The 25,086-nt window shown below is 71.6% G+C and carries 18 protein-coding genes; 14 read left to right on the top strand and 4 right to left on the bottom strand.

Features of this window, described 5'->3' with window-relative positions; all coding sequences use genetic code 11:
* The first annotated feature begins 164 nt into the window (after positions 1-164).
* Entirely contained in the window at positions 165-1,175 is a 1,011-nt protein-coding gene (locus SXIM_RS04515) for a DUF5954 family protein (RefSeq protein ID WP_148236066.1), read from the top strand.
* 31 nt (positions 1,176-1,206) lie between these two features.
* On the opposite strand, the gene SXIM_RS04510 is transcribed toward SXIM_RS04515, so the two are convergent.
* A complete protein-coding gene (locus tag SXIM_RS04510; protein WP_030734036.1) occupies positions 1,207-2,643 on the bottom strand; it encodes a WGR domain-containing protein in 1,437 nt (478 codons plus the stop codon).
* Between the two features lie 91 nt (positions 2,644-2,734).
* Here SXIM_RS04510 and SXIM_RS04505 point away from each other — a divergent pair, with 91 nt between their 5' ends.
* From SXIM_RS04505 to SXIM_RS04495, 3 genes are all read left to right on the top strand, one after another.
* Positions 2,735-3,178: a type II toxin-antitoxin system PemK/MazF family toxin gene (locus tag SXIM_RS04505; protein WP_030734035.1), complete on the top strand. Its 444-nt coding sequence runs from the start codon at positions 2,735-2,737 to the stop codon at positions 3,176-3,178.
* 132 nt (positions 3,179-3,310) lie between these two features.
* Positions 3,311-4,078 carry an MHYT domain-containing protein gene (locus SXIM_RS04500; protein WP_030734033.1) on the top strand — a complete coding sequence of 256 codons (768 nt, stop codon included), beginning with the start codon at positions 3,311-3,313 and terminating at the stop codon, positions 4,076-4,078.
* A gap of 371 nt (positions 4,079-4,449) precedes the next feature.
* A complete protein-coding gene (locus SXIM_RS04495; RefSeq protein WP_030734031.1) occupies positions 4,450-5,091 on the top strand; it encodes a M23 family metallopeptidase in 642 nt (213 codons plus the stop codon).
* Positions 5,092-5,299: 208 nt separating this feature from the next.
* Here the strand turns inward: SXIM_RS04495 and SXIM_RS04490 are convergent, their stop codons facing one another.
* Entirely contained in the window at positions 5,300-6,205 is a 906-nt protein-coding gene (locus tag SXIM_RS04490; RefSeq protein WP_030734029.1) for a glycerophosphodiester phosphodiesterase, read from the bottom strand.
* A gap of 171 nt (positions 6,206-6,376) precedes the next feature.
* Here SXIM_RS04490 and uvrB point away from each other — a divergent pair, with 171 nt between their 5' ends.
* Together uvrB and SXIM_RS04480 are read left to right on the top strand one after the other, a co-directional pair.
* The gene (gene uvrB / locus SXIM_RS04485; protein WP_030734026.1) at positions 6,377-8,494 is read left to right on the top strand and encodes an excinuclease ABC subunit UvrB; all 2,118 of its coding nucleotides are present in this window, start codon (positions 6,377-6,379) and stop codon (positions 8,492-8,494) included.
* A 55-nt stretch (positions 8,495-8,549) separates the two neighbouring features.
* Complete coding sequence (locus SXIM_RS04480) at positions 8,550-9,134, top strand: TerD family protein (protein WP_030734023.1); 585 nt, start codon at positions 8,550-8,552, stop codon at positions 9,132-9,134.
* Positions 9,135-9,209: 75 nt separating this feature from the next.
* Here SXIM_RS04480 and SXIM_RS04475 read toward each other — a convergent pair whose 3' ends face one another.
* Positions 9,210-12,581: a phosphodiester glycosidase family protein gene (locus tag SXIM_RS04475; RefSeq protein WP_046723007.1), complete on the bottom strand. Its 3,372-nt coding sequence runs from the start codon at positions 12,579-12,581 to the stop codon at positions 9,210-9,212.
* Positions 12,582-12,768: 187 nt separating this feature from the next.
* The gene (uvrA, locus tag SXIM_RS04470) at positions 12,769-15,702 is read right to left on the bottom strand and encodes an excinuclease ABC subunit UvrA (protein ID WP_046723005.1); all 2,934 of its coding nucleotides are present in this window, start codon (positions 15,700-15,702) and stop codon (positions 12,769-12,771) included.
* Positions 15,703-15,899: 197 nt separating this feature from the next.
* Between uvrA and SXIM_RS04465 the strand changes: the two genes are divergently transcribed.
* The 8 genes from SXIM_RS04465 to SXIM_RS27950 all read left to right on the top strand — a co-directional run bounded on the left by SXIM_RS04465 (position 15,900) and on the right by SXIM_RS27950 (position 25,085).
* Positions 15,900-16,592 (top strand): maleylpyruvate isomerase family mycothiol-dependent enzyme, encoded by a 693-nt coding sequence (locus tag SXIM_RS04465; RefSeq protein ID WP_030734015.1) that lies wholly within the window; start codon positions 15,900-15,902, stop codon positions 16,590-16,592.
* 13 nt (positions 16,593-16,605) lie between these two features.
* Positions 16,606-17,262, top strand: coding sequence for an MBL fold metallo-hydrolase (locus SXIM_RS04460; RefSeq protein ID WP_046723003.1), 657 nt, complete (start codon positions 16,606-16,608; stop codon positions 17,260-17,262).
* Between the two features lie 68 nt (positions 17,263-17,330).
* A complete protein-coding gene (uvrC, locus tag SXIM_RS04455; protein ID WP_046723001.1) occupies positions 17,331-19,427 on the top strand; it encodes an excinuclease ABC subunit UvrC in 2,097 nt (698 codons plus the stop codon).
* Between the two features lie 122 nt (positions 19,428-19,549).
* Entirely contained in the window at positions 19,550-20,488 is a 939-nt protein-coding gene (rapZ, locus tag SXIM_RS04450) for an RNase adapter RapZ (protein WP_030734006.1), read from the top strand.
* Between the two features lie 55 nt (positions 20,489-20,543).
* Positions 20,544-21,566: a gluconeogenesis factor YvcK family protein gene (locus SXIM_RS04445; protein ID WP_107047043.1), complete on the top strand. Its 1,023-nt coding sequence runs from the start codon at positions 20,544-20,546 to the stop codon at positions 21,564-21,566.
* The gene (gene whiA, locus SXIM_RS04440; RefSeq protein WP_030734000.1) at positions 21,557-22,534 is read left to right on the top strand and encodes a DNA-binding protein WhiA; all 978 of its coding nucleotides are present in this window, start codon (positions 21,557-21,559) and stop codon (positions 22,532-22,534) included. Before SXIM_RS04445 ends, whiA begins: the two co-directional genes overlap by 10 nt.
* A 157-nt stretch (positions 22,535-22,691) precedes the next feature.
* Positions 22,692-23,696 (top strand): type I glyceraldehyde-3-phosphate dehydrogenase, encoded by a 1,005-nt coding sequence (gene gap, locus SXIM_RS04435; protein ID WP_030733997.1) that lies wholly within the window; start codon positions 22,692-22,694, stop codon positions 23,694-23,696.
* 186 nt (positions 23,697-23,882) lie between these two features.
* Entirely contained in the window at positions 23,883-25,085 is a 1,203-nt protein-coding gene (locus SXIM_RS27950) for a phosphoglycerate kinase (protein ID WP_030733994.1), read from the top strand.
* Position 25,086: the final 1 nt, after the last annotated feature.

Raw genomic sequence — 25,086 nt, 5'->3', positions numbered from 1 at the left:
CCGGTCCGCGGTGCCGTGGTCCGGCCGGGCGGAGTGCGCCGGCGGCGGTGAGGGTAGCGGAGTTGCCGGAGAACTGGGCGGTGTACGGCCGGGTTTGACCCCCGGGAGGATGATGTGGGGCTGATTCGCTGTCAACTGGCTGACAGCGCCATCACAATGCGTGTATGAGCGATGGCCAAGCGGAACTTCCCGAGCCCCACCGCGTCATCAGCATGACGCGTTTCGATGACCCGGTGTCGGTGATCTCCGATACGGAGGCATGGCGGGCGCGGGACACCTACCCGGACATCATGGGCAGAGGACCGATGTTCGCCCTGGTCGAGCAGGAGGCCGACGGCCGGTGGCGGGTGCTGCTCGCCGATGAGGGCAATCCGCAGGGGTGCCGGGACGAGCTGGCCCGGGAGTGCCGGCTGCGGGCGGCCGACGCGGTGGCGGTGAAGGACCGGGAGGCGCAGCGGCTGTGGCTGACCGGGGCGCGCCGCATGGACTGGGAGAAGCTCAACGAGCTGAAGGTGGGCGAGCACCGCTTCCGGATCGCCCGTGGCGACATGTTCATCCGCATGGGGCCCGACGGGCCCGAGCCGCCCCGGCCCAGCGACCCCGATCCGATGCGGCCGGGCGAGGGGCACCGGGCGAGGCCGCGTACCAGGGGATTCCTGATCGACCCGGCGGCCGCCACCGGCATGTCCGAGGGCATGCTGCGCATCGATCTGCTGAGCTTCGTGTACCCGTCATCCCGGGTGCCGCACGATGTACGGGCCGATTCGCTGCGGGCGTTGCAGAGCCACCCGGGCGGGGTGCTGCTGCCTCCGGTGTTCGCCATCACCGAGTTCACCGAGGGGCGCTGGACGCCGATGACCGGTGGCGCGGACACCCCGCAGGAGATCCGCGACACGCTGGTGACGTATCTGCGGGACGTGGCGCCGGCGGTGTACGCCGAGGACGCGGTGCCGGCGGCGCACTTCCGCGCGGCGGCCGAGGCGTTGGCGGGCACCCGGCGCGACGAGGTGCGATGCGCCGACCGGCACTACCGGGTGATGCGTCTGGAGCGGCTGATCCGGGTCGGGCCCGACGGGCCCGAGTCACCGCGGGCCTCCGACTGGGACCCGGAGCTGCCGGTGGAGGCCCAGGCCGAACGGGACCGGCTGAACGGGGTGCGGTACGGGGCCAACTGACCTGCGCCGACCGCGCCGCGTGGGCCACCGCTCAGAGCAGCCGCTGGATCTCGCCGTGCACCCGGTAGAAACCGCCGGGGGAGGTGTGCAGCGAGTCGACGACGTAGCGGGCGCCGGCCTGCCGTATGTGCCGGGGGAACTGCACGTTCCAGGTGGGGTCGTAGCCCGCGCTGGTGACCCGCATCCGCAGCCGGGAGCCCTCCTGGACGCATTCGACGACCACCCCGTTCGCCGGTACCGAGGCCACCGCCCGCACGCTCTCCGCGGACCGGGCGGGGGTGAAGGTGGGCATGCCGGCGGCGGACTTGATGTCCACGGCGGTGGGGACCGTACCGCGCTGGGCGTCCGCGATGGCCGCCTCGCTCGCGTCGACGCAGGCCAGCGAGCCGTCGGTGGTGACGATGTACAGCTTCTGGTCGCGGTACTGCATGGACAGGGCGGAGCCGGCGCCGGTGCCCAGCTTCCACAGCCGGGTCCCGTCCTCGGCGAAGCAGTACACGGAGGAGGACGAGTCACCGGCGAAGACGTAGCGGCCGCCGGGCGCGGTGGCGCACGAGTAGACGACGGAGTCGCAGGAGTAGGTGGCTTCCACCCGGCCGGTGTCCTTGGCCAGCCGCTGCACCACTCGCCGGTCGGTGCCCGCGTACACCGAGCGGTCCTCCTGCCAGCCGAAGAGCACCGAGCCCCGGGTCCGGGTGTGCCACAGCTCGCCCGAGCCGTCCCGGCTGTACGCGGTGACACCGTCCCCGTGGCCGTGGTAGACGGCGTGGTCGTCGCGGCGCACCATCCAGGCGTGGTCACCGGAGCTCTTGCGGGACCACTGGAACTCGTCCTCGTGGTCGATGACCGTCAGCCCGCCCTGGCGGTCGGCGACGTTGAGCACCCCCTCGTGGATGTCGAGCCAGAAGATGTCGACATCGGTGGCTATCTCGTAGGCGGCGAAGGGCAGCTTGGAGGAGAGGTCGTAGACGGTGCCGTCGTCGCAGCCGGCGTAGATCCAGAAGTCGTCCGCGACCAGGCACTTGACCCCCTCGGGCAGCCGGTAGCGCGCGAGTACCTCGCCGTCGTGGCCCAGGGTGTAGACGTCGCCGTTCTGGTTGCCCACCCAGCAGCGGTCCTCGTCGATGTGGATCCCGAACGCGGCGGCGTCGGTGCGGAACCGCCACAGCACCGGGGCCACCGAGCGGGCGGTGGAGGGCGCCGAGGTCACCTGGCGGCGGGTCACCGGGCGGGCGGCGCGGCCACCGGGAACGGCCGGCGCGTACCCCTTGCGGACCTTCTCGCCGATCTTCCTGGCCGCCGCCGCCTTGGCCTTCTCCGCGCTGGGGAAACTCTGGGTCTTCAGCTGCCCGCCGGCGCCGATCCGCCCGTACCGTACGCTCACCGCCGTGCCGTCCACCGTCACCTCGTAGAACTTGTGCGCGCCGCCGCCGTCTTCGGACAGCTCGAGGTACGTGGTGGTGGACATGGCGATCTCCCTGCCGTTGTGTCGGTCGCGTCAGTGGTCACAACGTAGAGGCGCGCACTGACAATTGACCGGGCGGCGATAGCGTGGCGGTATGACTATCGACGCGGATGAGGTGCATGGGCGTGGTGGGCCCACCGGGACCACCGAGGTGCGGGCGGGCTCGCTGGGGGTGGTGCGTGCCGAGTACGCGCCCGAGTTCGACGGCGACCCCGACCCGGGCGAGATCGTGTGGACCTGGGTGCCCTACGAGGAGAACGACGGCCGCGGCAAGGACCGCCCGGTGCTGGTGGTGGCCAGGGAGGACGCCGGCACCGTGCTCGCCGTACAGCTGAGCAGCAAGGACCGGGACGGTGACCCCGAGTGGTTCCCGCTGGGGACCGGTCCGTGGGACCGCACCGGCCGGGAGTCGTGGGTGGACCTGGAGCGGGTGCTGCGGGTGCATCCGGAGGGCATGCGGCGCGAGGCGTGCGCACTGGACCGGGCCCGGTACCAGAGTGTGGTGCACAGCCTCCAGGCGCGGCACGGCTGGCGGTGACGCCACGGCCCGGCCGGGGTGGGCCGGGCCACCGGGGCGGAATATGCCTCAGCACACTTTGATCACAGACGGTACGGCCTTGATCGATTCCGCCTTAATATCCTCACAAATGACCAGGTGGGGAGATGCAGGGTGCGTGCAGTCGAGGTAACCGTCGATCACTTCAGCTATGGGTCGATCACCCCGGTACTGGGCTATCTGATGGCGGTACTGGGCGCCGCCCTCGGCCTGCGCTGCGCCGCGCGGGCCCTGCCCGGGGGGTCCGACGGCGGCCGGCGGCCGGGCTGGCTGGCCCTGGGCGCCCTGTCACTGGGATCCGGCATCTTCACCATGCACTTCATCGCCATGATGGGCTTCACCACCGGCGGGGTGCACATCGCCTACGACCTGGGGCGGGCCTTCGCCAGCCTCGCCATCGCCATCGTGGTGGTGGCCATGGGGCTGCTGCTGGTCGCGGCCACCCGGCGCACGGCCCCCGCCGTACTCGGCGGCGGACTCATCACCGGGCTCGGGGTGGCGGCCATGCACTACGTCGGCATGAGCGGCCTGGTCATGGCGGCCGAGGTGCGCTACGAGCCGCTGTACGTGGCGGCGTCCGTGGTCATCGCGGTGGTCGCGGCCGTCCTGGCCCTGTGGTGCGCCGTCGCGGTGCGCGGCCTCAAGGCGGCGGTCGGGGCCAGCGCACTGCTGGGCATCGCCGTCAGCGGCATGCACTACACGGGCATGGCGGCGATGTCGGTGCACGCGCACACCGTCAGCGCTCTGGAGACCCGGGCGCCCATCGAGACACTCATGCCGATCCTGATCGTTCCGCTGCTGCTGATGTTGCTCACCGGGCTCTTCGTGGGCCTTGATCCGATGGCTTCGCGGACCGAGGAAAGGGCGCCGCAGCGCATTTGATGCCGCTTTCCTGTGGCCCTCGACACAGCGCATCCGGACCTTACGAAGGGCCGTAGGAGAGAAATGTGACCAAAGGCCGGGACTTTCGTCCCGGCGCCCCGGGGAATTCGGCAGGGGGCGGCCGGGAATTCCGGCAGGCGGCGGCCGGGCGCTGCCCCGAGCCCCGGGGGCCGGGGCGGCGCCGCAGGCGGGGCGGGAAAGATGGGTGCGCCGGGGTTTTTCCGGCCCTGTTAAGGGACCTTTTTCCCCTCTCCGCGCTACGCCTTCCGATAGTAATAAGGGCGTTTGAATGCCGGGGAATCGGTCGCTAAGAATGGGTGTTGTTCCGGCCGATGGTCGAATATCCCCGAGCACCGCGAGGTAATCCCCGAATGTCGAACCGCATCACGAACCGCATCGCCAAGGTCTCCAATGTCCGCACCCGTGCCGCCGTCCTGGCCGCAGGCCTGGGGGCATCGGCGGTCCTGACGGTCGGCGTGGCGACGGCCGCCGAGGGTTCCCAGCAGACCCCGGACCTGTTCGCCGCCCACACCGCCAGCCAGCTCGCCGACTCCACCGGCGCCCAGGCCGACGCCGTGACCGCCACCCAGAAGTCCTGGGTCAGCCCGATCGGCGGCGACTACAGCCTGAGCGCGAAGTTCGGCAACAGCGGTGACCGCTGGGCCAGCAAGCACAGCGGCCAGGACTTCGCCGTACCGGTGGGCACCGACGTGCGCGCCGTGCACAGCGGCACCGTCGTGAAGGCCGGTGGCAACGGCGCCGGTGACGGCCCCGCGTACGGCAACGCCATCGTGATCAAGCACGACGACGGCAGCTACTCGCAGTACGCCCACCTGAACAAGATCGACGTGAAGGTCGGCCAGAAGCTGAACACCGGCGACAAGATCGCCGAGTCCGGCAACACCGGAAACAGCAGTGGCCCGCACCTGCACTTCGAGATCCGGACCACCCCGGACTACGGCAGCGCCGTGGACCCGGTGGCCTTCATGCAGAGCAAGGGCGCCTCGTTCTGACGCCTGCCGCCCCGCTCCACCGACCGCGCCCCGTCCGGCACCGCACAGGTGCCGGGCGGGGCGCCGCCATGCGCGGACCCGCACCGGAGCCGCCCGGAACAGCGGCTCCGGCAGGACCCCTCTCCGGCGCCGGCCGTGCCCCGCCAACACGCGGTGGCGGGGCACGGACACCGGCCCCGGGCAACCTCCCGGCCCGCGATCCGCGTTCTCAGCCGCCGATGGCCTCCCGCACCACGTCCGGGAAGTTGGTGATGATCCCGTCCACCCCGAGCCCCGCGATCCGGGCGGCGGTCGGACCGTCGTTGATCGTCCAGGCGTTGACCTCCAGCGGCTCCCCGTGCACGCCGTCCACCGCCTGGATGGCCGCCACGTACTCGGCGGTCAGATCCGTGTACCGGGGGCCGATCTGGTCGGAGAACTCCGCGTAGGCGGGCAGCTCGGCCACCTTCGGGGTGCCGAGGAAGCCGGTCTTCACCTCCGGTGCCTGTTCGTGCACCGTGCGCACCGAGTCAGCGCTGAAGCTCTGGAGCACCACCCGCTCGCCGGGGTACTCCTCCTCCAGCCAGCCCGCGTCGTCCAGCACCCGCAGGATCTGCCGCTCCACACCCGGGTACAGCTCGGGCGACTTGATCTCCAGCAGCAGCTTCTGCCCGTTCGCCGTCAGCCGGTGCAGGAACTGCCCCAGCGTGGGGACCCGCTCGGCCACGAACTCGTCACCGAACCAGCTGCCGGCGTCCAGCCGGGCGATCTCCCGGGAGGTGAAGTCGGCGACGTTCCACGGCGCGCGGTCGGGAAAGACCGCCGCCGCGTTGGTGGTGCGCGCCAGCGTGGTGTCGTGCATCAGGATGAGTTTGTGGTCCTTGGTGCGCTGGACATCGACCTCCACCCACTCGGTGTTCAGCCGCGCGGCCTCGTCGGCGGCCACCAGGGTGTTCTCGGGCGCGTATCCGGAAGCACCGCGATGGGCGACGATCAGCGGAGTGGCGGTGCCGGTGAGGGTCGTCGTGCTCCCCGCCGGAGCGGCAGCGGCGCCGCCGGCGGGAATCACGGTGAGCAGGAGCGTGATGACACCGAGGGCGGCCGCCGCGACCGCCGATCCGGGGCGTTTCGACACAATGACTCCGATGCGTCGGTGATAGGACGTGATGATCTTTTCCCCGCGTATGCCCTCACCAGACAGAAAAACGATGACCTACGGCTGAACAGGTAGCGACAATCTGTCACCAACGGTGGTCCCGAAGCGCTTCGGAGCCGATTGTCAGAGCCGGGTCGTACCGTGGAGGACATGCGGCCCGTTTCCCACATCGAACGTACGGTGGCGCCCTTCGAGGTCGTCAGTCCCTATCAGCCCAGCGGCGACCAGCCGGCGGCCATCGCCGACCTGGAGCGCCGGATCAAGGGCGGTGAGAAGGACGTCGTCCTGCTCGGTGCCACCGGCACCGGCAAGTCGGCCACCACGGCCTGGATGATCGAACGGGTCCAGCGCCCCACTCTGGTGATGGCGCCCAACAAGACGCTGGCCGCCCAGCTGGCGAACGAGTTCCGCGAACTGCTGCCGAACAACGCCGTCGAGTACTTCGTCTCGTACTACGACTACTTCCAGCCGGAGGCGTACGTCCCCCAGACGGACACCTACATCGAGAAGGACTCCTCGATCAACGAGGAGGTGGAGCGGCTGCGGCACAGCGCCACCAACTCGCTGCTCACCCGGCGTGACGTGGTCGTGGTGGCCTCCGTCTCCTGCATCTACGGCCTGGGCACCCCGCAGGAGTACGTGGACCGGATGGTGCCGCTCAAGGTGGGCGAGGAGATCGACCGGGACGCGCTGCTGCGGCGCTTCGTCGACATCCAGTACGCCCGCAACGACGTGGCCTTCACCCGGGGCACCTTCCGGGTGCGCGGGGACACCATCGAGATCTTCCCGGTCTACGAGGAGCTGGCCGTCCGGATCGAGATGTTCGGCGACGAGATCGAGGCGCTGTCCACCCTCCACCCGCTCACCGGCGAGGTCATCTCCCACGAGGACCACCTGTACGTGTTCCCCGCCTCGCACTACGTGGCCGGTCCCGAGCGGATGGAACGCGCCATCGCGGGGATCGAGAGCGAGCTGGCCGAGCGGCTGGCCACGCTGGAGCGGCAGGGGAAGCTGCTGGAGGCCCAGCGGCTGCGGATGCGTACCACCTACGACATCGAGATGATGCGCCAGATCGGCACCTGCGCGGGCATCGAGAACTACTCGATGCACATCGACGGCCGTGCCCCCGGCACCGCGCCGCACACCCTGCTGGACTACTTCCCCGATGACTTCATGCTGGTCATCGACGAGTCGCATGTCACCGTCCCGCAGATCGGCGCCATGTACGAGGGGGACGCCTCCCGCAAGCGCACCCTCGTCGACCACGGCTTCCGGCTCCCTTCGGCGGTCGACAACCGGCCGCTGAAATGGGAGGAGTTCCTGGAGCGGATCGGCCAGACGGTGTACCTGTCGGCGACCCCCGGCTCGTACGAGCTGTCGCGCGGCGACGGCGTCGTGGAGCAGATCATCCGGCCCACGGGTCTGGTGGACCCGGAGGTCGTGGTCAAGCCCACCGAGGGCCAGATCGACGATCTGGTGCACGAGATCCGCACCCGCACCGACAAGGACGAGCGGGTCCTGGTCACCACGCTGACCAAGAAGATGGCCGAGGACCTGACCGACTACTTCCTGGAGCTGGGCATCCGGGTCCGCTATCTGCACAGCGACGTGGACACCCTGCGCCGGGTGGAGCTGCTGCGCGAGCTGCGGGCCGGCGAGTACGACGTGCTGGTCGGCATCAACCTGCTGCGGGAGGGGCTCGACCTGCCCGAGGTCTCCCTGGTGGCGATCCTGGACGCCGACAAGGAGGGCTTCCTGCGCTCCGGCACCTCGCTGATCCAGACCATCGGCCGGGCCGCCCGTAACGTCTCCGGGCAGGTGCACATGTACGCGGACCGGATCACCGCCGCCATGGAGCGGGCCATCGAGGAGACGAATCGGCGCCGCGCCAAGCAGATCGCGTACAACGAGGAGCGGGGCATCGACCCGCAGCCGCTGCGCAAGAAGATCGGCGACATCGTGGCGACCATCGCCCGCGAGGAGGTCGACACCCAGGAACTGCTGGGCTCCGGGTACCGCAAGGGCGGAGAGCCGGCCAAGGGCAGGGGCAAGGCCCCGGTGCCGGCCAAGGTGGCCCGGGAGAACGCGGGCACCGAGCAACTGACCGAGCGGCCCGCCGCGGAGCTGGCGGAGACCATCGAGGCGCTCACCGAGCGGATGCGGTCGGCTGCCGCCGAGCTTCAGTTCGAGGTTGCGGCCCGGCTGCGGGACCAGGTCTCCGACCTGAAGAAGGAACTGCGTCAGATGCGTGAGGTGGGCCTGCGCTAGCGTCGCCCTTGACTCTTTCTTTACCGGAGTCGCCTGACAAGGAAGGGGAGCTGTTGTGGGCGTCAATCTCTCGAAGGGACAGGCCGTCAGTCTGGTCAAGTCCGGGGGCGGCGGTCTGTCCGCCGTACGGATGGGGCTCGGCTGGCAGGCGGTGCGGCGCGGGTTCTTCAGCAAGATGCTCGGTGGCGGCGGGGAGATCGACCTCGACGCCTCCGCGGTGCTGTACGCCGGGACCGAGTCCAAGGACGTGGTGTTCTTCCAGAAGCTCACCAGTGACGACGGCTCGGTGATCCACACCGGGGACAACGTCGTGGGCGGCGCGGGCCAGGAGGACGACGAGTCGATCATCGTCGACCTCGCCCGGCTGCCCGCCGCCGTCGACACCATCGTCTTCACCGTGAACTCGTTCACCGGCCAGACCTTCGCCGAGGTCGAGAACGCGTTCTGCCGGCTGGTGGACGAGACCACCGGCGAGGAACTGGCCCGCTACACGCTGGCCGGCGGCGGCGCGCACACCGCGCAGATCATGGCCAAGGTCAGCCGCGGTGACAGCGGTGAGTGGCGGATGACGGCGATCGGCGAGCCCGCCTCCGGGCGGACCTTCCAGGACCTGCTGCCCGCCATCGCCCCGTACCTGTAGCCGGGAAGCGGCCCGGGGGCCGGGGGCCGGAGCCGATCGACCCGGCTCCGGCCCCGGCCGTACCTCACGCCGCGCTCAGCGGGTGATGCGTACGGTCACCCGCTCCCGTACCCCGCTCACCCGTACCTCGAGGGTGACCTCGCCGGCCCGCAGCCCCGTCAGCAGACCGGTCGCCGGGTCGAAGGCCGCCACCTGCCCCCGCTGCGCCCCGCCGGGCGGCCCCACGTACAGACCGCGCGACCCCGACCAGTCGGCGCTCACCGGGAAGGCCACCGGCACCTCCCGCGCCCCGGCTCCGGTGCCCTGCGACACCGTCGCCGCCACCCGCTCCGCACCGCCGGCCGGCAGCGCCGCCGGGGCGTCCAGTGTCAGGGCATCCACATGGGGCCTGGTCTGCACCGAGAGCCACCCGCCACCCCCGCCGTGACCACGCGCCCCGCCCTCCCGCGGCCGGGCGCCCGTGGTGCCGTCGATGCCCACCAGGGCCCATCCGGTGAATCCGCCCTCCCCCGGGGCGGCGGCCGGCGCCTTCCCCGCGTCCCCGCCGATCACATACGGCACCCCGTCCCGCCAGGAGCTGTCGAAGACCCCGACATGCGCCCCGAAGAACGCCACGTCCTTGCCCGAGGAACGGCGGAAGTCCGCCAGCCAGCGCTCCAGCAGCGCCGCCTCCATGCGATCGGTGAGCTGACTGGCCGGCCGGACGGTCGGATCACGCGGCGGCACATGACTGAGCACCACCACCGAGCGCACCGACCGGTCCTCCGCCGCCGCGTCCAGTTCCGCCCGCAGCTGCTGGAACTGCGCGAACCCCCCGCCCCTGAGCGTCAGCGACGAGGTGTCCAGGGCGATGAAGCGGGTCCCGCGGTGGTCGAAGGTCTGCCGGGCGGGCCCGATGATCTCCTCGAACAGCCCGATGGAGCCACCCATCACCTCATGGTTGCCTGGCAGGTAGTACCAGGGCAGCGCGTCACCCAGCTCCTCCTCGATCATCTCCCGGGCGAACTCCAGATCGGCCCGCGAGCCCTCGTCCACCCAGTCCCCGTTGATCACCACGAAGTCGGGCTCTGCCGCCCGCGCCTCGCCCAGGGTGCGCCGGGCCGCCGCCGCGATGGCGCTGTCCGGGTCCCGGGCCACGAACTGGGCGTCCGAGACCACCGCGAAGCGCCACTCCCGCGCCGCCACCTCCCGCCCGGCCCCGATCAGCGGCCCGCTCCGGGCGCCGTCCGGCGGCAGCTCCGCCTCGGGGGCGGTGCGCACCGTCAGCCCGTCGATGGCGACCGAGCCGGTGTACGCGGCGTCCGGCCGGGTCTCGGCCACGTAGAAGCGGTGCACCGAGACCGGCAGCGCGATGCCCTCGGGGACCTCGAAGACCACCTGCCGCCAGCCCCGCCAGGTGATGTGCTCGCCGCGCAGCACCTGATCGGTGCCGGCCGCGTCCCGTAGCTGCAGCGAGGGCCAGCCGCCGTGCCCGTCCCCGTCGATCCACAGGGCGAAGCTCTGCGGCCGGCCGGACACCGGCAGATCGCCGGGCGGGGTGGCGTACGCGGCGCGGGTCGCGGTGCTGAGGGTGAAGTCGTACTCCAGGCGCAGCGCGCCGCCCCCGTCCTGCCCGGCCGGTTCCGGGGTGATGCCGCCGGCGGCGCGGGCGTGGCTGAACGTCCACTCCGCCGCGTCCTCGAAGTCGGCCACGGTGCTCTCCTCGCCGCCGACGGTGACGGCCAGGACGGTGCTGCGCCCGCCGGCCGCGGCCCGAACCTCCCCGGCGGCACCGTCCGACCCCTCGGCCGCCGTGACCGTGAACCCGCCGGCCGCCGGGTCCGGGTCGATGGTGAACAGCGCGCGGTCGTACTCCAGCGTCACATCGGCCGGCTCGACGGGGGCGCTGTTCCCCTCGTCGTCCTGGCCGAGGAGCCCGAACCCGGCGCTCTCCCCGGGCCCGGCGAGACCGACGCGGCGCGCGGTCGGCTCCAGCCGCTCCAGCGCGCCGAGCACGGTCAGCTCGACGGTGCCGGTGGCCCCGCCCCGCCCGGCGGTCACCGTGGTGCTGCCCGTGCGCCGCGCGGTGAACACGCCGTCGGCGCCCACCGAGCCGATGGCCGGCCGTGCCGAGCTCCAGGCCGGGCGCGCGGGCGCCGGGCCGTACGTCTCGTCGTGGCCGGTCGCCGCCAGCGCCCGGGTCAGCCCGGGGAAGACCCGTCCGGGATGCCCGCCGGGCACCGGGTCCGCGGTGGGGGCACGCTCCGGATCGGCCACCGTCTCCACCCGGAACCCGGTCGCCGTGCCGCTGCCGGTCGGCACGGTGACGGCCAGACCGTTGGGCACCGGCCGCTCGGCGCCGTCCGAGGGGCGGTTGACCAGCCGCGGCTCGTGATCGCCCGGCCGCCGGGCGAGCAGGGTGCTGGAGCCGCCGCCGTCCAGGTTGAGCGCCGTGTACGCGCCGAGGTCGGCGAGCAGCACCGCCAACTCGGTGAGGGTGGCGCCGCCCGAGTGCTGCTGCCGGCCGTCCACCGAGACCAGGAACATCTCGCCGCCGTCCCGGGAGAAACCCACTGCCGTACGGGGTGCCGCGGTGTTGTTGGGCCGGCCCTCCCAGTTCTGCGGCTCGCCGTCGATGACCAGCAGGCCCCGGCCGCCCACCGCCTCCTCCGGCAGCGGTCCGCCGTCCCCGGTGCGCGGCCCGTACTCCAGGGCCACCCCGTCGCCCGGTGCGAGCGCGGCCAGCGTCCCGGCGCCGGCGTCGCGGCCCAGCAGCACCGTGGCGCCGGGCGGGATCCGCTCGCGGCCCGCGCGCTCCGACACCGACACCACCACGTCCTCACGCACGAGGACCTCGGTGACCCGCGCCGCCCCGGGAACGGTCAGCGCCCGGTCGGCCCCGCCCCAGCCGGCCGTGTACACGCCGATGCCCCCGGCGGGCACCCGCGCCGCGTTGTGGGAGGCGAGCGGAGCCACCCCGTCCGGGAGCAGCACGGTGCCTTCGAACCTGAGGTCCAGCAGGCGCCCGGTGTCACCGGGGCCCAGGCCCACCGCCTCGGTGGGAGCCCCGTCCGAGGCGGAATGCCGCAGCTCGCCGCCGCTGATGCCGGGGCCAAGCGGCGCGAGAGAGCCATTGATGTCGAAGAAGTCGGCGTTGACGGCCGCCACCGTGGCGCGCCCCGGGCCGGGGTCGTGGTCGCGGACGAGTTCGCTCAGTGGCGCGGCGTCCGACACGTCGTCAGGTGCCACGGACTCCACCCGGGCCCCGGCGGTCAGATCGATCGTGACGGCGTGCGCGCTGCGCCAGCCGGTGGGCTCCAGGCTCTGAAGGCTGGTCAGTTCGGTGCCGGGGCCCAGTGGCTGGACGGCGCGCGACAGTTCGAGGCCGCCGCCCCCGGTGCTCGGGGCGGCGACGGCGGGCCCGGACGGCAGCAGGGTCACGGCGAGCGCGGCGATCGCCGCGGCCACGACCGGGGCCCTGGCGCGCAGAACGTCCCCGGCTCGGCTGTGTCGTGGTGTGCTCGGTGCGCGGTGGATCACCAGGACTCCCTCGGACGCGTCGGCATCGGGTGCCTCAGCGTTCCAAGGGAGGCGGCGCCGCACCAGTGCGACGCCGCCAATTTCCGGCGAACTCCGGTCAACGGAGCCGGACGGCCTACTTCTTGGCGGTGCTCTTCCGCCCGGCCGCGGCCTTCTTGGCCGGCGCCTTCTTCCGGGTGGTGCGCCGCGCCGGGGTGGCGTCGCTGAACCGGTCGCCCAGCACCTCGCGCAGGAACTTCCCGGTGTGGCTGGCCGGGACGGCCGCCACCTCCTCGGGGGTGCCCTCCGCGACGACGGTGCCGCCGCCGTACCCGCCTTCGGGGCCCATGTCCACGACCCAGTCGGCGGTCTTGATGACATCGAGGTTGTGCTCGATGACGATCACCGTGTTGCCCTTGTCCACGAGGCCGGAGAGCACCTCGATGAGCCGCCGGATGTCCTCGAAGTGCAGCCCGGTGGTCGGTTCGTCCAGCACGTAGACGGTGCTGCCGGTGGAGCGCCGCTGCAGCTCGGAGGCCAGCTTGACGCGCTGCGCCTCGCCGCCGGAGAGCGTGGTGGCGGGCTGCCCCAGCCGTACGTAGCCCAGGCCCACGTCGTTGAGGGTGCGCAGATGACGGGAGATGGCCGGCACCGCCTCGAAGAAGTCCATGGCCTCCTCGATGGGCATGTCCAGCACCTCGGCGATGGACTTGCCCTTGTAGTGCACCTCCAGCGTCTCCCGGTTGTACCGGGCGCCGTGGCAGACCTCGCACGGGACGTAGACGTCCGGCAGGAAGTTCATCTCGATCTTGATGGTGCCGTCGCCCGAGCAGTTCTCGCAGCGGCCGCCCTTCACATTGAACGAGAAGCGGCCCGGCAGATAGCCGCGGACCTTGGCCTCCATCGTCTCCGCGAACAGCTTGCGGACGTGGTCGAAGACACCGGTGTACGTCGCCGGGTTGGAACGCGGGGTGCGGCCGATCGGCGACTGGTCGACGTGCACCACCTTGTCGACGAGGTCGTCGCCGGTGACCCGGGTGTGCCGCCCGGGCACCGCCTTGGCGCGGTTCAGCTCGCGCGCCAGGTGGGTGTAGAGGATGTCGTTGACCAGCGTGGACTTGCCGGACCCGGAGACTCCGGTGACCGCGGTGAGCACCCCGACCGGGAAGCTCACGTCGACGTTCTTCAGGTTGTGCTGCCGGGCGCCGTGCACGGTCAGCCGGCGCTTGGGGTCGGCCGGGCGCCGTACCTCGGGCATCGGGATGGAGCGGGCACCGGTGAGGTACTGGCCGGTGATCGACTCCTCGTTGGTCAGCAGCTCAGCCAGCGGGCCGCTGTGCACGACCTTGCCGCCGTGCTCGCCGGCCCCGGGGCCGATGTCCACCACCCAGTCGGAGGTCTTGATGGTGTCCTCGTCGTGCTCGACGACGATCAGGGTGTTGCCCAGGTCGCGCAGCCGCACCAGGGTCTCGATCAGCCGGTGGTTGTCGCGCTGGTGCAGACCGATGGACGGCTCGTCCAGGACGTAGAGCACCCCGACCAGGCCCGAGCCGATCTGGGTGGCCAGCCGGATGCGCTGCGCCTCGCCGCCGGAGAGCGACCCCGCGGCGCGGTTGAGGGAGAGGTAGTCCAGGCCGACGTCGACCAGGAACCGCAGCCGCTCGTTGACCTCCTTGAGGACCCGCTCGGCGATGGCTTTCTCCCGGGCGTCCAGCTTCATGCCGCGCAGGAAGTCGGAGCACTCGCTGATGGACATCGCCGAGACCTCGGCGATGGACTTGCCCTGCACCGTGACGGCCAGCACCAGGGGCTTGAGCCGGGTGCCGTGGCAGGCGGGGCAGGGCGCCTCGCGCATGTAGCCCTCGAACCGCTCGCGCCCGGCGTCGGTGTCGGCCTCCGCGTAGCGGCGGCGCAGGAAGGGGATGACGCCTTCGAAGGCGGTGGCGTAGGCCCGCTCCTGGCCGTGCCGGTTCTCGTAGCGGACCTCGATCTTGGTGCGGTGGCCGTTGAGCAGGGCCTTCTTCGCGCGCTGCGGCAGCGCTTCCCAGGGCACGTCGGTGCGGAAGCTCAGGGCGTCGCCCAGGGCGGCGATGAGGTGGTGGAAGTAGCCGCGGGTGTGGCCGTGGGACCACGGGTGGATGGCGCCCTCTTCCAGCGACTTCTCCGGGTCCGGGATGATCAGCTCCGGGTCGACCTCCATCCGGGTGCCGATGCCGGTGCACTCGGGGCAGGCGCCGAAGGGGGAGTTGAAGGAGAAGGAGCGCGGCTCCAGTTCCTCGAAGGAGAGATCGTCGTACGGGCAGTACAGATGCTCGGAGAACATCCGTTCCCGCTGGGGGTCGTCCTCCGGGAGGTCGACGAAGTCGAGCACCACCATGCCGCCGGACAGGCCGAGCGCCGTCTCCACGGAGTCGGTCAGCCGCCGCTTGGCGCTGTCCTTGACGGTGAGCCGGTCGACGACCACCTCGATGGTGTGCTTCTCCTGCTTCTTCAGCTTGGGGGGCTCCGCGAGCTGGATGGTGGCGCCGTCCACCCGGGCCCTGCTGTAGCCCTTGGTCTGCAGGTCGGAGAAGAGATCGACGAACTCGCCCTTGCGCTCGCGCACCAGCGGTGAGAGCACCTGGAAGCGGCTGCCCTCCTCCAGCGCCAGCACCTTGTCCACGATGGCCTGCGGGGACTGGCGGGCGATGGGCCGGCCGCACTCGGGGCAGTGCGGCTTGCCGATGCGGGCGAACAGCAGCCGCAGGTAGTCGTAGACCTCGGTGATGGTGCCCACCGTCGAGCGCGGGTTGCGCGAGGTGGACTTCTGGTCGATGGACACCGCCGGGGACAGACCTTCGATGAAGTCCACGTCCGGCTTGTCCATCTGGCCCAGGAACTGCCGGGCGTACGCGGACAGCGACTCGACGTAGCGGCGCTGGCCCTCGGCGAAGATCGTGTCGAAGGCCAGGGACGACTTGCCCGAGCCCGACAGGCCGGTGAAGACGATCAGGGCATCGCGCGGCAGGTCGAGCGAGACATTCTTGAGGTTGTGTTCGCGAGCTCCGCGAACGGTGAGCCGGTCGGCCACGCGGATGGCACCTTTCGTGTGAAGAACGGGGACCCCATGGCGCACGGAGCACCCCCGTCCAAGAGTAGGGGCGGCGGAATGAAGCAAGGCCGATGCGGCCTCGAGCGGCGCCGAACCAGCCTATAGCACGTGCGTTCGATTCCCGGGCGGATATCGCCATCTTCACTCGAAGGAGTGGACCCGGATAGCGTGTGATCATGACGAAGCCCACCGGTGACCTCATCGGTCTGCGGGACGCCACCCGGCGCCTGCTGACCGCCCTCGACGTCCTGGACGACGCGGACCTCGCCGCGCTCTCCCAGCTGCCCGGCTGGACCCGCGGCCACCTCACCACGCACCTCGCCCGCAACGCCGACGCCCTCGGCAACGTGCTCGCCGGCCGTCCCATGTACCCGGGCGAGGAGGCCAGGGACGCCGACATCGAGCGCGGCGCGGCACGGCCCGCCGCCGAGCAGCTCGCCGACGTGCGCGACAGCGCCGCCCGGCTCGCCGACGCCTTCGAGGCGCTGCCCGCCGAGCGCTGGCAGACCACCGCCGAACTGCGCAACGGCGTCCGCGACCGGCTCTCCGCCCTGCCGCTGCGCCGCTGGGTGGAGATCGAACTGCACCACGTCGACCTCGGCATCGGGCACACCATCGACCGGCTCCCCGGCACCTTCACCGACCGTACCGTGGACTACCTCACCCGCCGGTTCACCGGCCACCAGGACCTGCCGCCCCTCGACCTGCGTGCCGAGGACGGGCGCAGCTGGTACAGCGGAGGACACGACGGCGCCCGGGTCGTGGTGGCCGGCGCCCCCACCGCCCTCGTCGGCTGGCTCTCGGGCCGCACCACCGGCTCCGGCCTCACCACCAGCGGCGGTACGCTCCCTGTCCTGCCCCCGCTCTGACACACTGGCCGCCATGTCGTACACCGGAAATGTCACGGTCGGCGGGCCGGCGGACGCCCACGAGCTGGCCCGCCTGATCATCTCCAAGGCGGCGGTCGGCCCCATGAACAACAACGCCTACCTGCTGCGCTGCCGGGCCACCGGCGCCCAGCTGCTCGTCGACGCCGCCGCCGAGCCCGCCACCCTCCTGGAGCTCATCGGCGACGACGGCATCACCGCCGTCGTCACCACCCACCGGCACGGCGACCACTGGGGCGCCCTCGCCGAGGTCGTCGCCGCCACCGGCGCCACCACCTACGCCGGGCGCCCCGACGCCGAGGGCATCCCGGTGCCCACCGACGTCCCGCTGGACGACGGCGACACCCTCACCTTCGGTGACATCGAACTCACCGTACGCCGCCTCACCGGTCACACCCCCGGCTCCGTGGCCCTGGTCTACGACGACCCCGACGGCCACCCGCACCTGTTCACCGGAGACAGCCTCTTCCCCGGCGGCGTCGGCAACACCCACGGCGACCCGGCCGCGTTCGCCGCCCTGCTGCACGACGTGGAGACCCGGCTGTTCGCCACCCTTCCGGATGAGACCTGGGTCTACCCGGGGCACGGCGCCGACACCACCCTGGGCGCCGAACGCCCCCAGCTCCCCGCCTGGCGCGAGCGCGGCTGGTAGGTGCCGGCCACCTCGCACGGCCGCCCGGTGACCATGAAGTGTCGGTGCCCGGCAGTAGGGTTACGCACATGGCCGACCCCTCCAGCTACCGCCCGAAGCCGGGCGAGATCCCCGAAGACCCGGGCGTCTACCGCTTCCGCGACCAGCACGGCCGGGTCATCTACGTCGGCAAGGCCAAAAGCCTGCGGCCGCGGCTGTCCTCCTACTTCCAGGACCTCACGGGACTGCATCCGCGCACCGCCACCATGGTCACCACCGCCGCCTCCGTGGAGTGGACCGTGGTCGCCACCGAGGTGGAGGCGCTCCAGCTGGAGTACACCTGGATCAAGGAGTACGACCCCCGCTTCAACGTCAAGTACCGCGACGACAAGAGCTACCCCTCGCTCGCCGTCACCATGAACGAGGAGTTCCCCCGCGCCCAGGTCATGCGCGGGCCCAAGCGCAAGGGCGTACGGTACTTCGGCCCCTACGGGCACGCCTGGGCCATCCGCGAGACCGTCGATCTGCTGCTGCGGGTCTTCCCCGTACGCACGTGCTCCGCCGGGGTCTTCAAGCGCGCCCACCAGATCGGCCGCCCCTGCCTGCTGGGCTACATCGACAAGTGCTCGGCCCCCTGCGTCGGCCGGGTCAGCCCCGAGGAGCACCGCCAACTCGCCGAGGAATTCTGCGACTTCATGGCCGGCCGCACCGGCACCTACCTGCGCAGGCTGGAAGCCGAGATGCACGAGGCATCCGAGGACATGGAGTACGAGCGGGCGGGCCGGCTGCGCGACGACATCGAGGCGCTGCGGCGCGCCATGGAGAAGAACGCCGTCGTCCTCGCCGACGCCACCGACGCCGACCTCATCGCCGTGGCCGAGGACGAGCTGGAGGCCGCCGTCCAGATCTTCCACGTGCGCGGCGGCCGGGTGCGCGGCCAGCGCGGCTGGGTCACCGACAAGGTCGAGCACGTCGCCACCCCGCAGCTCGTCGAGCACGCGCTCCAGCAGCTGTACGGCGAGGAGTGGGGGGACGAGGCCGGCGCCGGCGGCACCGGTGGCGTCCCCCGCGAGGTTCTGGTCCCCACCCTGCCGGAGGCCGAGGCGGCGCTCACCGACTGGCTCGGCGAACGGCGCGGCTCCCGGGTCAGCCTGCGCGTTCCGCAGCGCGGCGACAAGAAGGACCTCATGGCCACGGTGCAGCGCAACGCGCAGCAGGCGCTCGCCCTGCACAAGACCAAGCGTGCCTCCGACCTGACCACCCGCTCCCGGGCCCTGGAGGAGATCAGCGAGGCACTCGGCCTGGACTCGGCGCCGCTGCGCATCGAGTGCTTCGACATCTCCCACCTCCAGGGCGAGGACGTGGTCGCCTCCATGGTCGTCTTCGAGGACGGCCTGGCCCGCAAGAGCGAGTACCGCCGCTTCCAGATCAAGAGCTTCGCCGGACAGGACGACGTCCGCGCGATGCACGAGGTGATCTCGCGCCGCTTCCGCCGCTACCTGCGGGAGAAGGAGAAGAGCGGCGGCTGGGTCGAGGAGTCCCCCGAGAGCGAGGCGAACGGGAACGGCGAGGCCGAGGGTGCCGGCGTGCGGCCGGGAGAGGCCGTCCACGGGGAGACCCGGAGTGCGGAGACTCCTCACGAGGAGACCCACCGTGAGGACGCCCACCGTGAGGAGGACGGCCGCCCCAAGCGCTTCGCGTACCCGCCGCAGCTCGTCGTCGTCGACGGCGGCGCCCCCCAGGTGGCCGCCGCCCGGCGGGCCATGGACGAGCTGGGCATCGACGACGTGGCCGTGTGCGGCCTCGCCAAGCGCCTCGAAGAGGTCTGGCTGCCCGGCGACAGCGACCCCGTCATCCTGCCCCGCACCAGCGAGGGGCTCTACCTCCTCCAGCGGGTGCGCGACGAGGCGCACCGTTTCGCCATCCGCTACCAGCGCGGCAAACGGGCACAATCGATGAGGAAGGGGCCACTGGACGCGGTCCCCGGCCTCGGCGAGACCCGCAAAAAGGCGCTGCTGAAGCACTTCGGCTCCGTCAAGCGGCTGCGCACCGCCTCCGTGGAGGAGATCTGCGAGGTTCCCGGCATAGGCCGGAAAACCGCGGAGACGGTGCTCGCCGCGCTCGCCGAGGGCGGCCCGGCCGCCCCGGCCGTCAACACGGCCACCGGCGAGATCATCGAGGACTGAGCGGTCCGACCCCGGGGTGCGCCGTCCGGCCACAGGCCGGGGGCGTCACGTCCACCCGCCCCACCCCGTACCACCCGCACCACATCACCCACACACCACACAACGGCGGGGGAAGAGAGATCATGAGCGAACACAGCAGAACCGAAGAACAGCCGGAACCCACCGTCAACGGGACCGTCACCGCCAGTGAGGAGAGCGGTCCCACTCCCGAACTGGTGATCATCTCGGGCATGTCGGGGGCCGGCCGCAGCACCGCCGCCAAGTGTCTGGAAGACCTCGGCTGGTTCGTGGTCGACAACCTGCCGCCGTCCCTGATCCCCACCATGGTCGACCTCGGCGCACGCTCCCAGGGCAACGTCGCCCGGATCGCCGTCGTCGTGGACGTCCGCGGCCGCAGCTTCTTCGACAGCCTCCGGGAATCCCTGGCCGACCTCGACGCCAAGTCCGTCACCCGGCGCATCGTCTTCCTGGAGGCGTCCGACAACGCCCTCGTCCAGCGCTTCGAGTCCGTCCGCCGCCCGCACCCCCTCCAGGGCGACGGCCGGATCGTGGACGGCATCGAGGCCGAACGCGACCTGCTGCGCGAACTGCGCGGCGACGCCGACCTGGTGATCGACACCTCCAACCTCAACGTCCACGAACTGCGCGCCAAGATGGACGCCCAGTTCACCAGCGGTGACGAGCCGGAACTGCGCGCCACCGTCATGTCCTTCGGCTACAAGTACGGCCTGCCGGTGGACGCCGACCACGTCGTGGACTGCCGCTTCCTGCCCAACCCGCACTGGGTCCCCGAACTGCGGCCCTTCACCGGCACCAGCGAGCAGGTCGCCGGCTACGTCTTCGACCAGCCCGGCGCCAAGGAGTTCCTGGAGCGCTACGCCGAACTGCTGCACCTGGTGGCCACCGGCTACCGTCGTGAGGGCAAGCGCTATGTGACCATCGCGGTCGGCTGCACCGGCGGAAAGCACCGCTCGGTGGCCGTCTCCGAGCGGCTGGCCAAGGTGCTCGCCGCCGAAGGCATCGAAACCGTCGTCGTACACCGGGACATGGGGCGCGAATAACATGCCACGAAAGGCCGCCCGGCAGGGCCGGGACCCCGAGCACCGTCGCACCGTCATGCGGCGGATCGGCCGCACCGGCCGTGCCCCGCGGCGCGGCGCCCAGCCCAAGGTGGTCGCCCTGGGCGGCGGCATGGGGCTGTCCGCCTCACTCACCGCGCTGCGCCGCATCACCGGTGATCTCACCGCCGTGGTCACCGTCGCCGACGACGGTGGCTCCAGCGGCCGGCTCCGCGACGAGCTGGGTGTCCTGCCCCCGGGCGACCTGCGCAAGGCCCTGGCCGCGCTGTGCGGCGACGACGACTGGGGCCGCACCTGGTCCGAGGTCGTCCAGCACCGTTTCAAGAGCGAGGGCGCCCTGCACGACCACGCGGTCGGCAACCTGCTGATCGTCGCGCTGTGGGAACAGCTGGGCGATCACGTCCAGGCCCTCGACCTGGTCGGCAAACTGCTGGGCGCGCACGGCCGGGTGCTGCCGATGTCGGCCGTGCCGCTGGAACTGGAGGCGCTGGTACGCGGGCACGAGAGCGGCCGTCCGCAGGCGCTCAGCCGGGTACGGGGCCAGGCCACCGTCGCGCTGACCCCGGGCGAGGTGCTCCAGGTGGTCCTGGTGCCGCACGACCCGCCGGCCGTCCCCGAGGCGGTGCAGGCCGTCCTCGACGCGGACTGGGTGATCCTGGGCCCGGGTTCGTGGTTCTCCTCGGTGATCCCCCATCTGCTGGTCCCCGAACTGCTGGACGCCCTCACCCGTACCAAGGCCCGCCGGGTGCTCTCGCTCAACCTCGCACCGCAGCCCGGGGAAACTGATGGCTTCTCCCCGCAGCGTCATGTGGAGGTTTTGGTACAACACGCCCCTAAACTCGCCTTTGACGTGGTGCTGGCCGACCGGGCAGCGGTGCCCGACCAGGAAAGCCTGAGCCTGGCCGCCGAGCGGCTGGGGGCTTCGGTCCAGCTGGCCCCGGTGGCCGCCGCCGGTGACCCGCTGACCGGCGGCGGCTCCGCACGGCACGACCCGGAGCTGCTGGCCGCCGCGTATGACCGTATTTTTCGTATGCATGGAAGGATCGGCCCATGGCGATGACGGCCGCGGTGAAGGACGAGATCTCACGGCTCCCCGTCACCCGCACCTGCTGCCGCAAGTCGGAGGTGTCGTCGGTCCTGCGGTTCGCCGGCGGCCTGCACCTGGTCAGCGGGCGGATTGTGATCGAGGCGGAGCTGGACACCGGAATCGCCGCCCGCCGGCTGCGCCGGGACATCCTGGAGATCTTCGGACACTCCTCCGACCTGGTGGTGATGGCCCCGGGCGGGCTGCGGCGCGGCAGCCGCTATGTGGTGCGCGTGGTGGCCGGCGGCGATCAGCTGGCCCGGCAGACCGGTCTGGTGGACGGCCGCGGCCGTCCCATCCGCGGGCTGCCGCCGCAGGTGGTCTCCGGGGCGACCTGCGACGCGGAGGCCGCCTGGCGCGGCGCGTTCCTGGCCCACGGCTCGCTCACCGAGCCCGGCCGGTCCTCCTCCCTGGAGGTCACCTGCCCGGGGCCGGAGGCGGCGCTGGCCCTGGTGGGCGCCGCCCGCAGGCTCCAGATCGCCGCGAAGGCGCGCGAGGTGCGCAGTGTGGACCGCGTCGTCGTCCGGGACGGTGACGCGATCGGCGCCCTGTTGACCCGGCTCGGCGCGCACGAGTCCGTGCTGGCCTGGGAGGAGCGCCGGATGCGGCGCGAGGTGCGGGCCACCGCCAACCGGCTGGCCAACTTCGACGACGCCAATCTGCGCCGTTCGGCCCGCGCCGCGGTGGCGGCCGGGGCCCGGGTGCAGCGCGCCCTGGAGATCCTGGGCGAGGAGGTTCCCGAGCACCTGGCGGCGGCCGGGCGGCTGCGCATGGAGCACAAGCAGGCTTCCCTGGAGGAGTTGGGGGCGCTGGCCGACCCGCCGCTGACCAAGGACGCGGTCGCCGGCCGGATCCGGCGGCTGCTGGCGATGGCCGACAAGCGCGCCCAGGACCTGGGCGTTCCGGGCACCGAGTCCAACCTCACCGAGGAGATGGTCGGCTGAGCCGCACCCGTGGTGCCGTCGGGCACCCGATCCCGCCGCCTGTCCCCGGCCGATGTCACCGCTTGGACCCGGGCGCGGTAGGGTCGGAAGAGGTCGGGGACGTCCCATACAGCATCGCCGGAATCCGCATCCGGCGTACCAACGAGGAGATCGGTTCGTGACGATCCGCGTAGGAATCAACGGCTTTGGCCGTATCGGCCGCAACTACTTCCGCGCGCTCCTTGAGCAGGGTGCAGATGTTCAGGTCGTTGGCGTCAACGACCTGACCGACAACGCCACCCTGGTTCATCTGCTGAAGTACGACAGCATCCTCGGCCGCCTCAAGGAAGAGGTGAGCCACACCGAGGACACCATCACGGTGGGCAACCAGACCTTCAAGACCCTGGCGGAGCGCGACCCGGCGAACCTGCCGTGGGCCGAGCTGGGCGCCGACATCGTGATCGAGTCCACCGGCATCTTCACCAAGCGTGAGGACGCCGCCAAGCACCTGGCCGCCGGCGCCAAGAAGGTCCTGATCTCCGCCCCGGCGAAGAACGAGGACGTGACCGTGGTCCTGGGCGTCAACCAGGACGCGTACGACCCGGCGCAGCACGACATCATCTCCAACGCCTCCTGCACCACCAACTGTGTGGCGCCGATGGCGAAGGTCCTGGACGAGAGCTTCGGCATCGTCAAGGGTCTGATGACCACGATCCACGCGTACACCAACGACCAGCGGATCCTGGACTTCCCGCACAGCGACCCCCGCCGGGCCCGGGCCGCCGCGATCAACATCATCCCGACCAGCACGGGTGCCGCCAAGGCCACCGCCCTGGTGCTCCCGCAGCTCAAGGGCAAGCTGGACGGCATCTCGATGCGCGTGCCGGTCCCCACCGGCTCGGTCACCGACCTGGTCGTGGACCTGGACCGTGAGGTCACCGTCGAGGAGGTCAACGCCGCCTTCCAGGCCGCCGCCTCCGGCGAGCTGAAGGGCATCCTGGAGTACACCGAGGACGCCATCGTCTCCTCGGACATCGTGAACTGGCCCGCGTCCTGCACCTTCGACGCGCAGCTCACCATGGTCCAGGGCAACCAGGTCAAGGTTGTCGGCTGGTACGACAACGAGTGGGGCTACTCCAACCGCCTCGTCGACCTGACCGTCTACGTCGGCGACCGCCTGTGACCCGCTGACCGTTCCCACGGTCAGGGCCACAGCGGTCGTACGGGCACCGGCCCTTCCACAGGCACCGGTCCGGCACGCAGCCAGGGCCCGCGAGCCGCGCACCACGCGCGTCGCGGGCCCTGTGCGTGCGGTCTCGGCCGCCCCGGAGCGGCACGGGCCCGCCCTCACGAGGAGCGCATCACACGTATGAAGACGATTGACGATCTTGAGGTCGCCGGGCGGCGGGTCTTCGTCCGCGCCGATCTGAACGTCCCGCTGGAGAGCGGGAAGATCACCGACGACGGCCGCATCAGGGCCGCCGTTCCGACGATCCGGAAGCTGGCCGAGGCCGGCGCCAAGGTGATCGTCGCCTCCCACCTCGGCCGCCCCAAGGGTGCCCCGGACCCGGCGTTCTCGCTGGCTCCGGTCGCCGCCCGGCTCGGTGAACTGCTCGGCGGCCCGGTCGCGTTCGCCTCCGACACGGTCGGCGAGAGCGCGCGTGCCACCGTGGCGGGCCTGGCCGACGGCCAGGTGGCACTGCTGGAGAACCTGCGCTTCAACCCCGGCGAGACCAGCAAGGACGATGCCGAGCGCGGCGCCTTCGCCGAGCAGTTGGCGGGGCTCGCGGACGCGTACGTCGGGGACGGCTTCGGCGCCGTGCACCGCAAGCACGCCTCCGTGTACGACCTCCCGGCCCGGCTGCCGCACGCCGCCGGCGGGCTGATCGCCACCGAGGTGGGTGTGCTGAAGCAGCTCACCGAGGACGTCCGCCGCCCCTACGCGGTGGTACTCGGCGGCGCCAAGGTCTCCGACAAGCTCGGGGTCATCGACCACCTGCTGGAGCGCGCCGACCGGATCCTGATCGGCGGCGGCATGGTGTTCACCTTCCTCAAGGCCCAGGGCCACGAGGTCGGCGCCTCGCTCCTCCAGGAGGACCAGCTCCCCGTGGTGCGCGAGTATCTGCGCCGGGCCGCCGAGCGCGGCGTGGAGTTCGTGCTGCCGGTGGACGTGGTCGTGGCCAAGGAATTCCCCGACCTGGCCACCAAGGCGCCCGCGCACCCCACCGTGGTGCCGGCCGACGCCATCCCGGCCGGCGGGCTGGGCCTGGACATCGGCCCGCGCACCACCGAGCTGTACGCGGCCAAGCTCGCCGACGCCGCCACCGTCTTCTGGAACGGCCCGATGGGTGTCTTCGAACACCCGGACTTCGCGGCGGGAACCCGCGGGGTCACCCAGGCGCTGCTGGACTCGCCCGCCTTCACCGTGGTCGGTGGCGGCGACTCGGCCGCGGCGGTGCGCATCCTCGGCTTCGACGAGACGGCGTTCGGCCACATCTCGACCGGAGGCGGCGCCAGCCTCGAATACCTGGAGGGCAAGACCCTCCCCGGCCTCGCCGCACTGGAGGACTGAA

It is taken from the genome of Streptomyces xiamenensis, assembly GCF_000993785.3.
Classification (GTDB): Bacteria; Actinomycetota; Actinomycetes; order Streptomycetales; family Streptomycetaceae; genus Streptomyces; species Streptomyces xiamenensis.
Note: the sequence above shows the minus strand (reverse complement) of the source record. Positions and strands in the feature narration are given on the sequence as shown.

Coding starts and splice junctions, on each gene's coding strand:
- whiA (WP_030734000.1), top strand. CDS start 21,557: ATGGCGATGACGGCCGCGGTGAAGGACGAGATCTCACGGCTCCCCGTC.
- SXIM_RS04515 (WP_148236066.1), top strand. CDS start 165: ATGAGCGATGGCCAAGCGGAACTTCCCGAGCCCCACCGCGTCATCAGC.
- SXIM_RS04510 (WP_030734036.1), bottom strand. CDS start 2,643: ATGTCCACCACCACGTACCTCGAGCTGTCCGAAGACGGCGGCGGCGCG.
- SXIM_RS04445 (WP_107047043.1), top strand. CDS start 20,544: ATGCGGCGGATCGGCCGCACCGGCCGTGCCCCGCGGCGCGGCGCCCAG.
- SXIM_RS27950 (WP_030733994.1), top strand. CDS start 23,883: ATGAAGACGATTGACGATCTTGAGGTCGCCGGGCGGCGGGTCTTCGTC.
- uvrC (WP_046723001.1), top strand. CDS start 17,331: ATGGCCGACCCCTCCAGCTACCGCCCGAAGCCGGGCGAGATCCCCGAA.
- SXIM_RS04495 (WP_030734031.1), top strand. CDS start 4,450: ATGTCGAACCGCATCACGAACCGCATCGCCAAGGTCTCCAATGTCCGC.
- SXIM_RS04465 (WP_030734015.1), top strand. CDS start 15,900: ATGACGAAGCCCACCGGTGACCTCATCGGTCTGCGGGACGCCACCCGG.
- SXIM_RS04505 (WP_030734035.1), top strand. CDS start 2,735: ATGACTATCGACGCGGATGAGGTGCATGGGCGTGGTGGGCCCACCGGG.
- uvrB (WP_030734026.1), top strand. CDS start 6,377: ATGCGGCCCGTTTCCCACATCGAACGTACGGTGGCGCCCTTCGAGGTC.
- SXIM_RS04460 (WP_046723003.1), top strand. CDS start 16,606: ATGTCGTACACCGGAAATGTCACGGTCGGCGGGCCGGCGGACGCCCAC.
- rapZ (WP_030734006.1), top strand. CDS start 19,550: ATGAGCGAACACAGCAGAACCGAAGAACAGCCGGAACCCACCGTCAAC.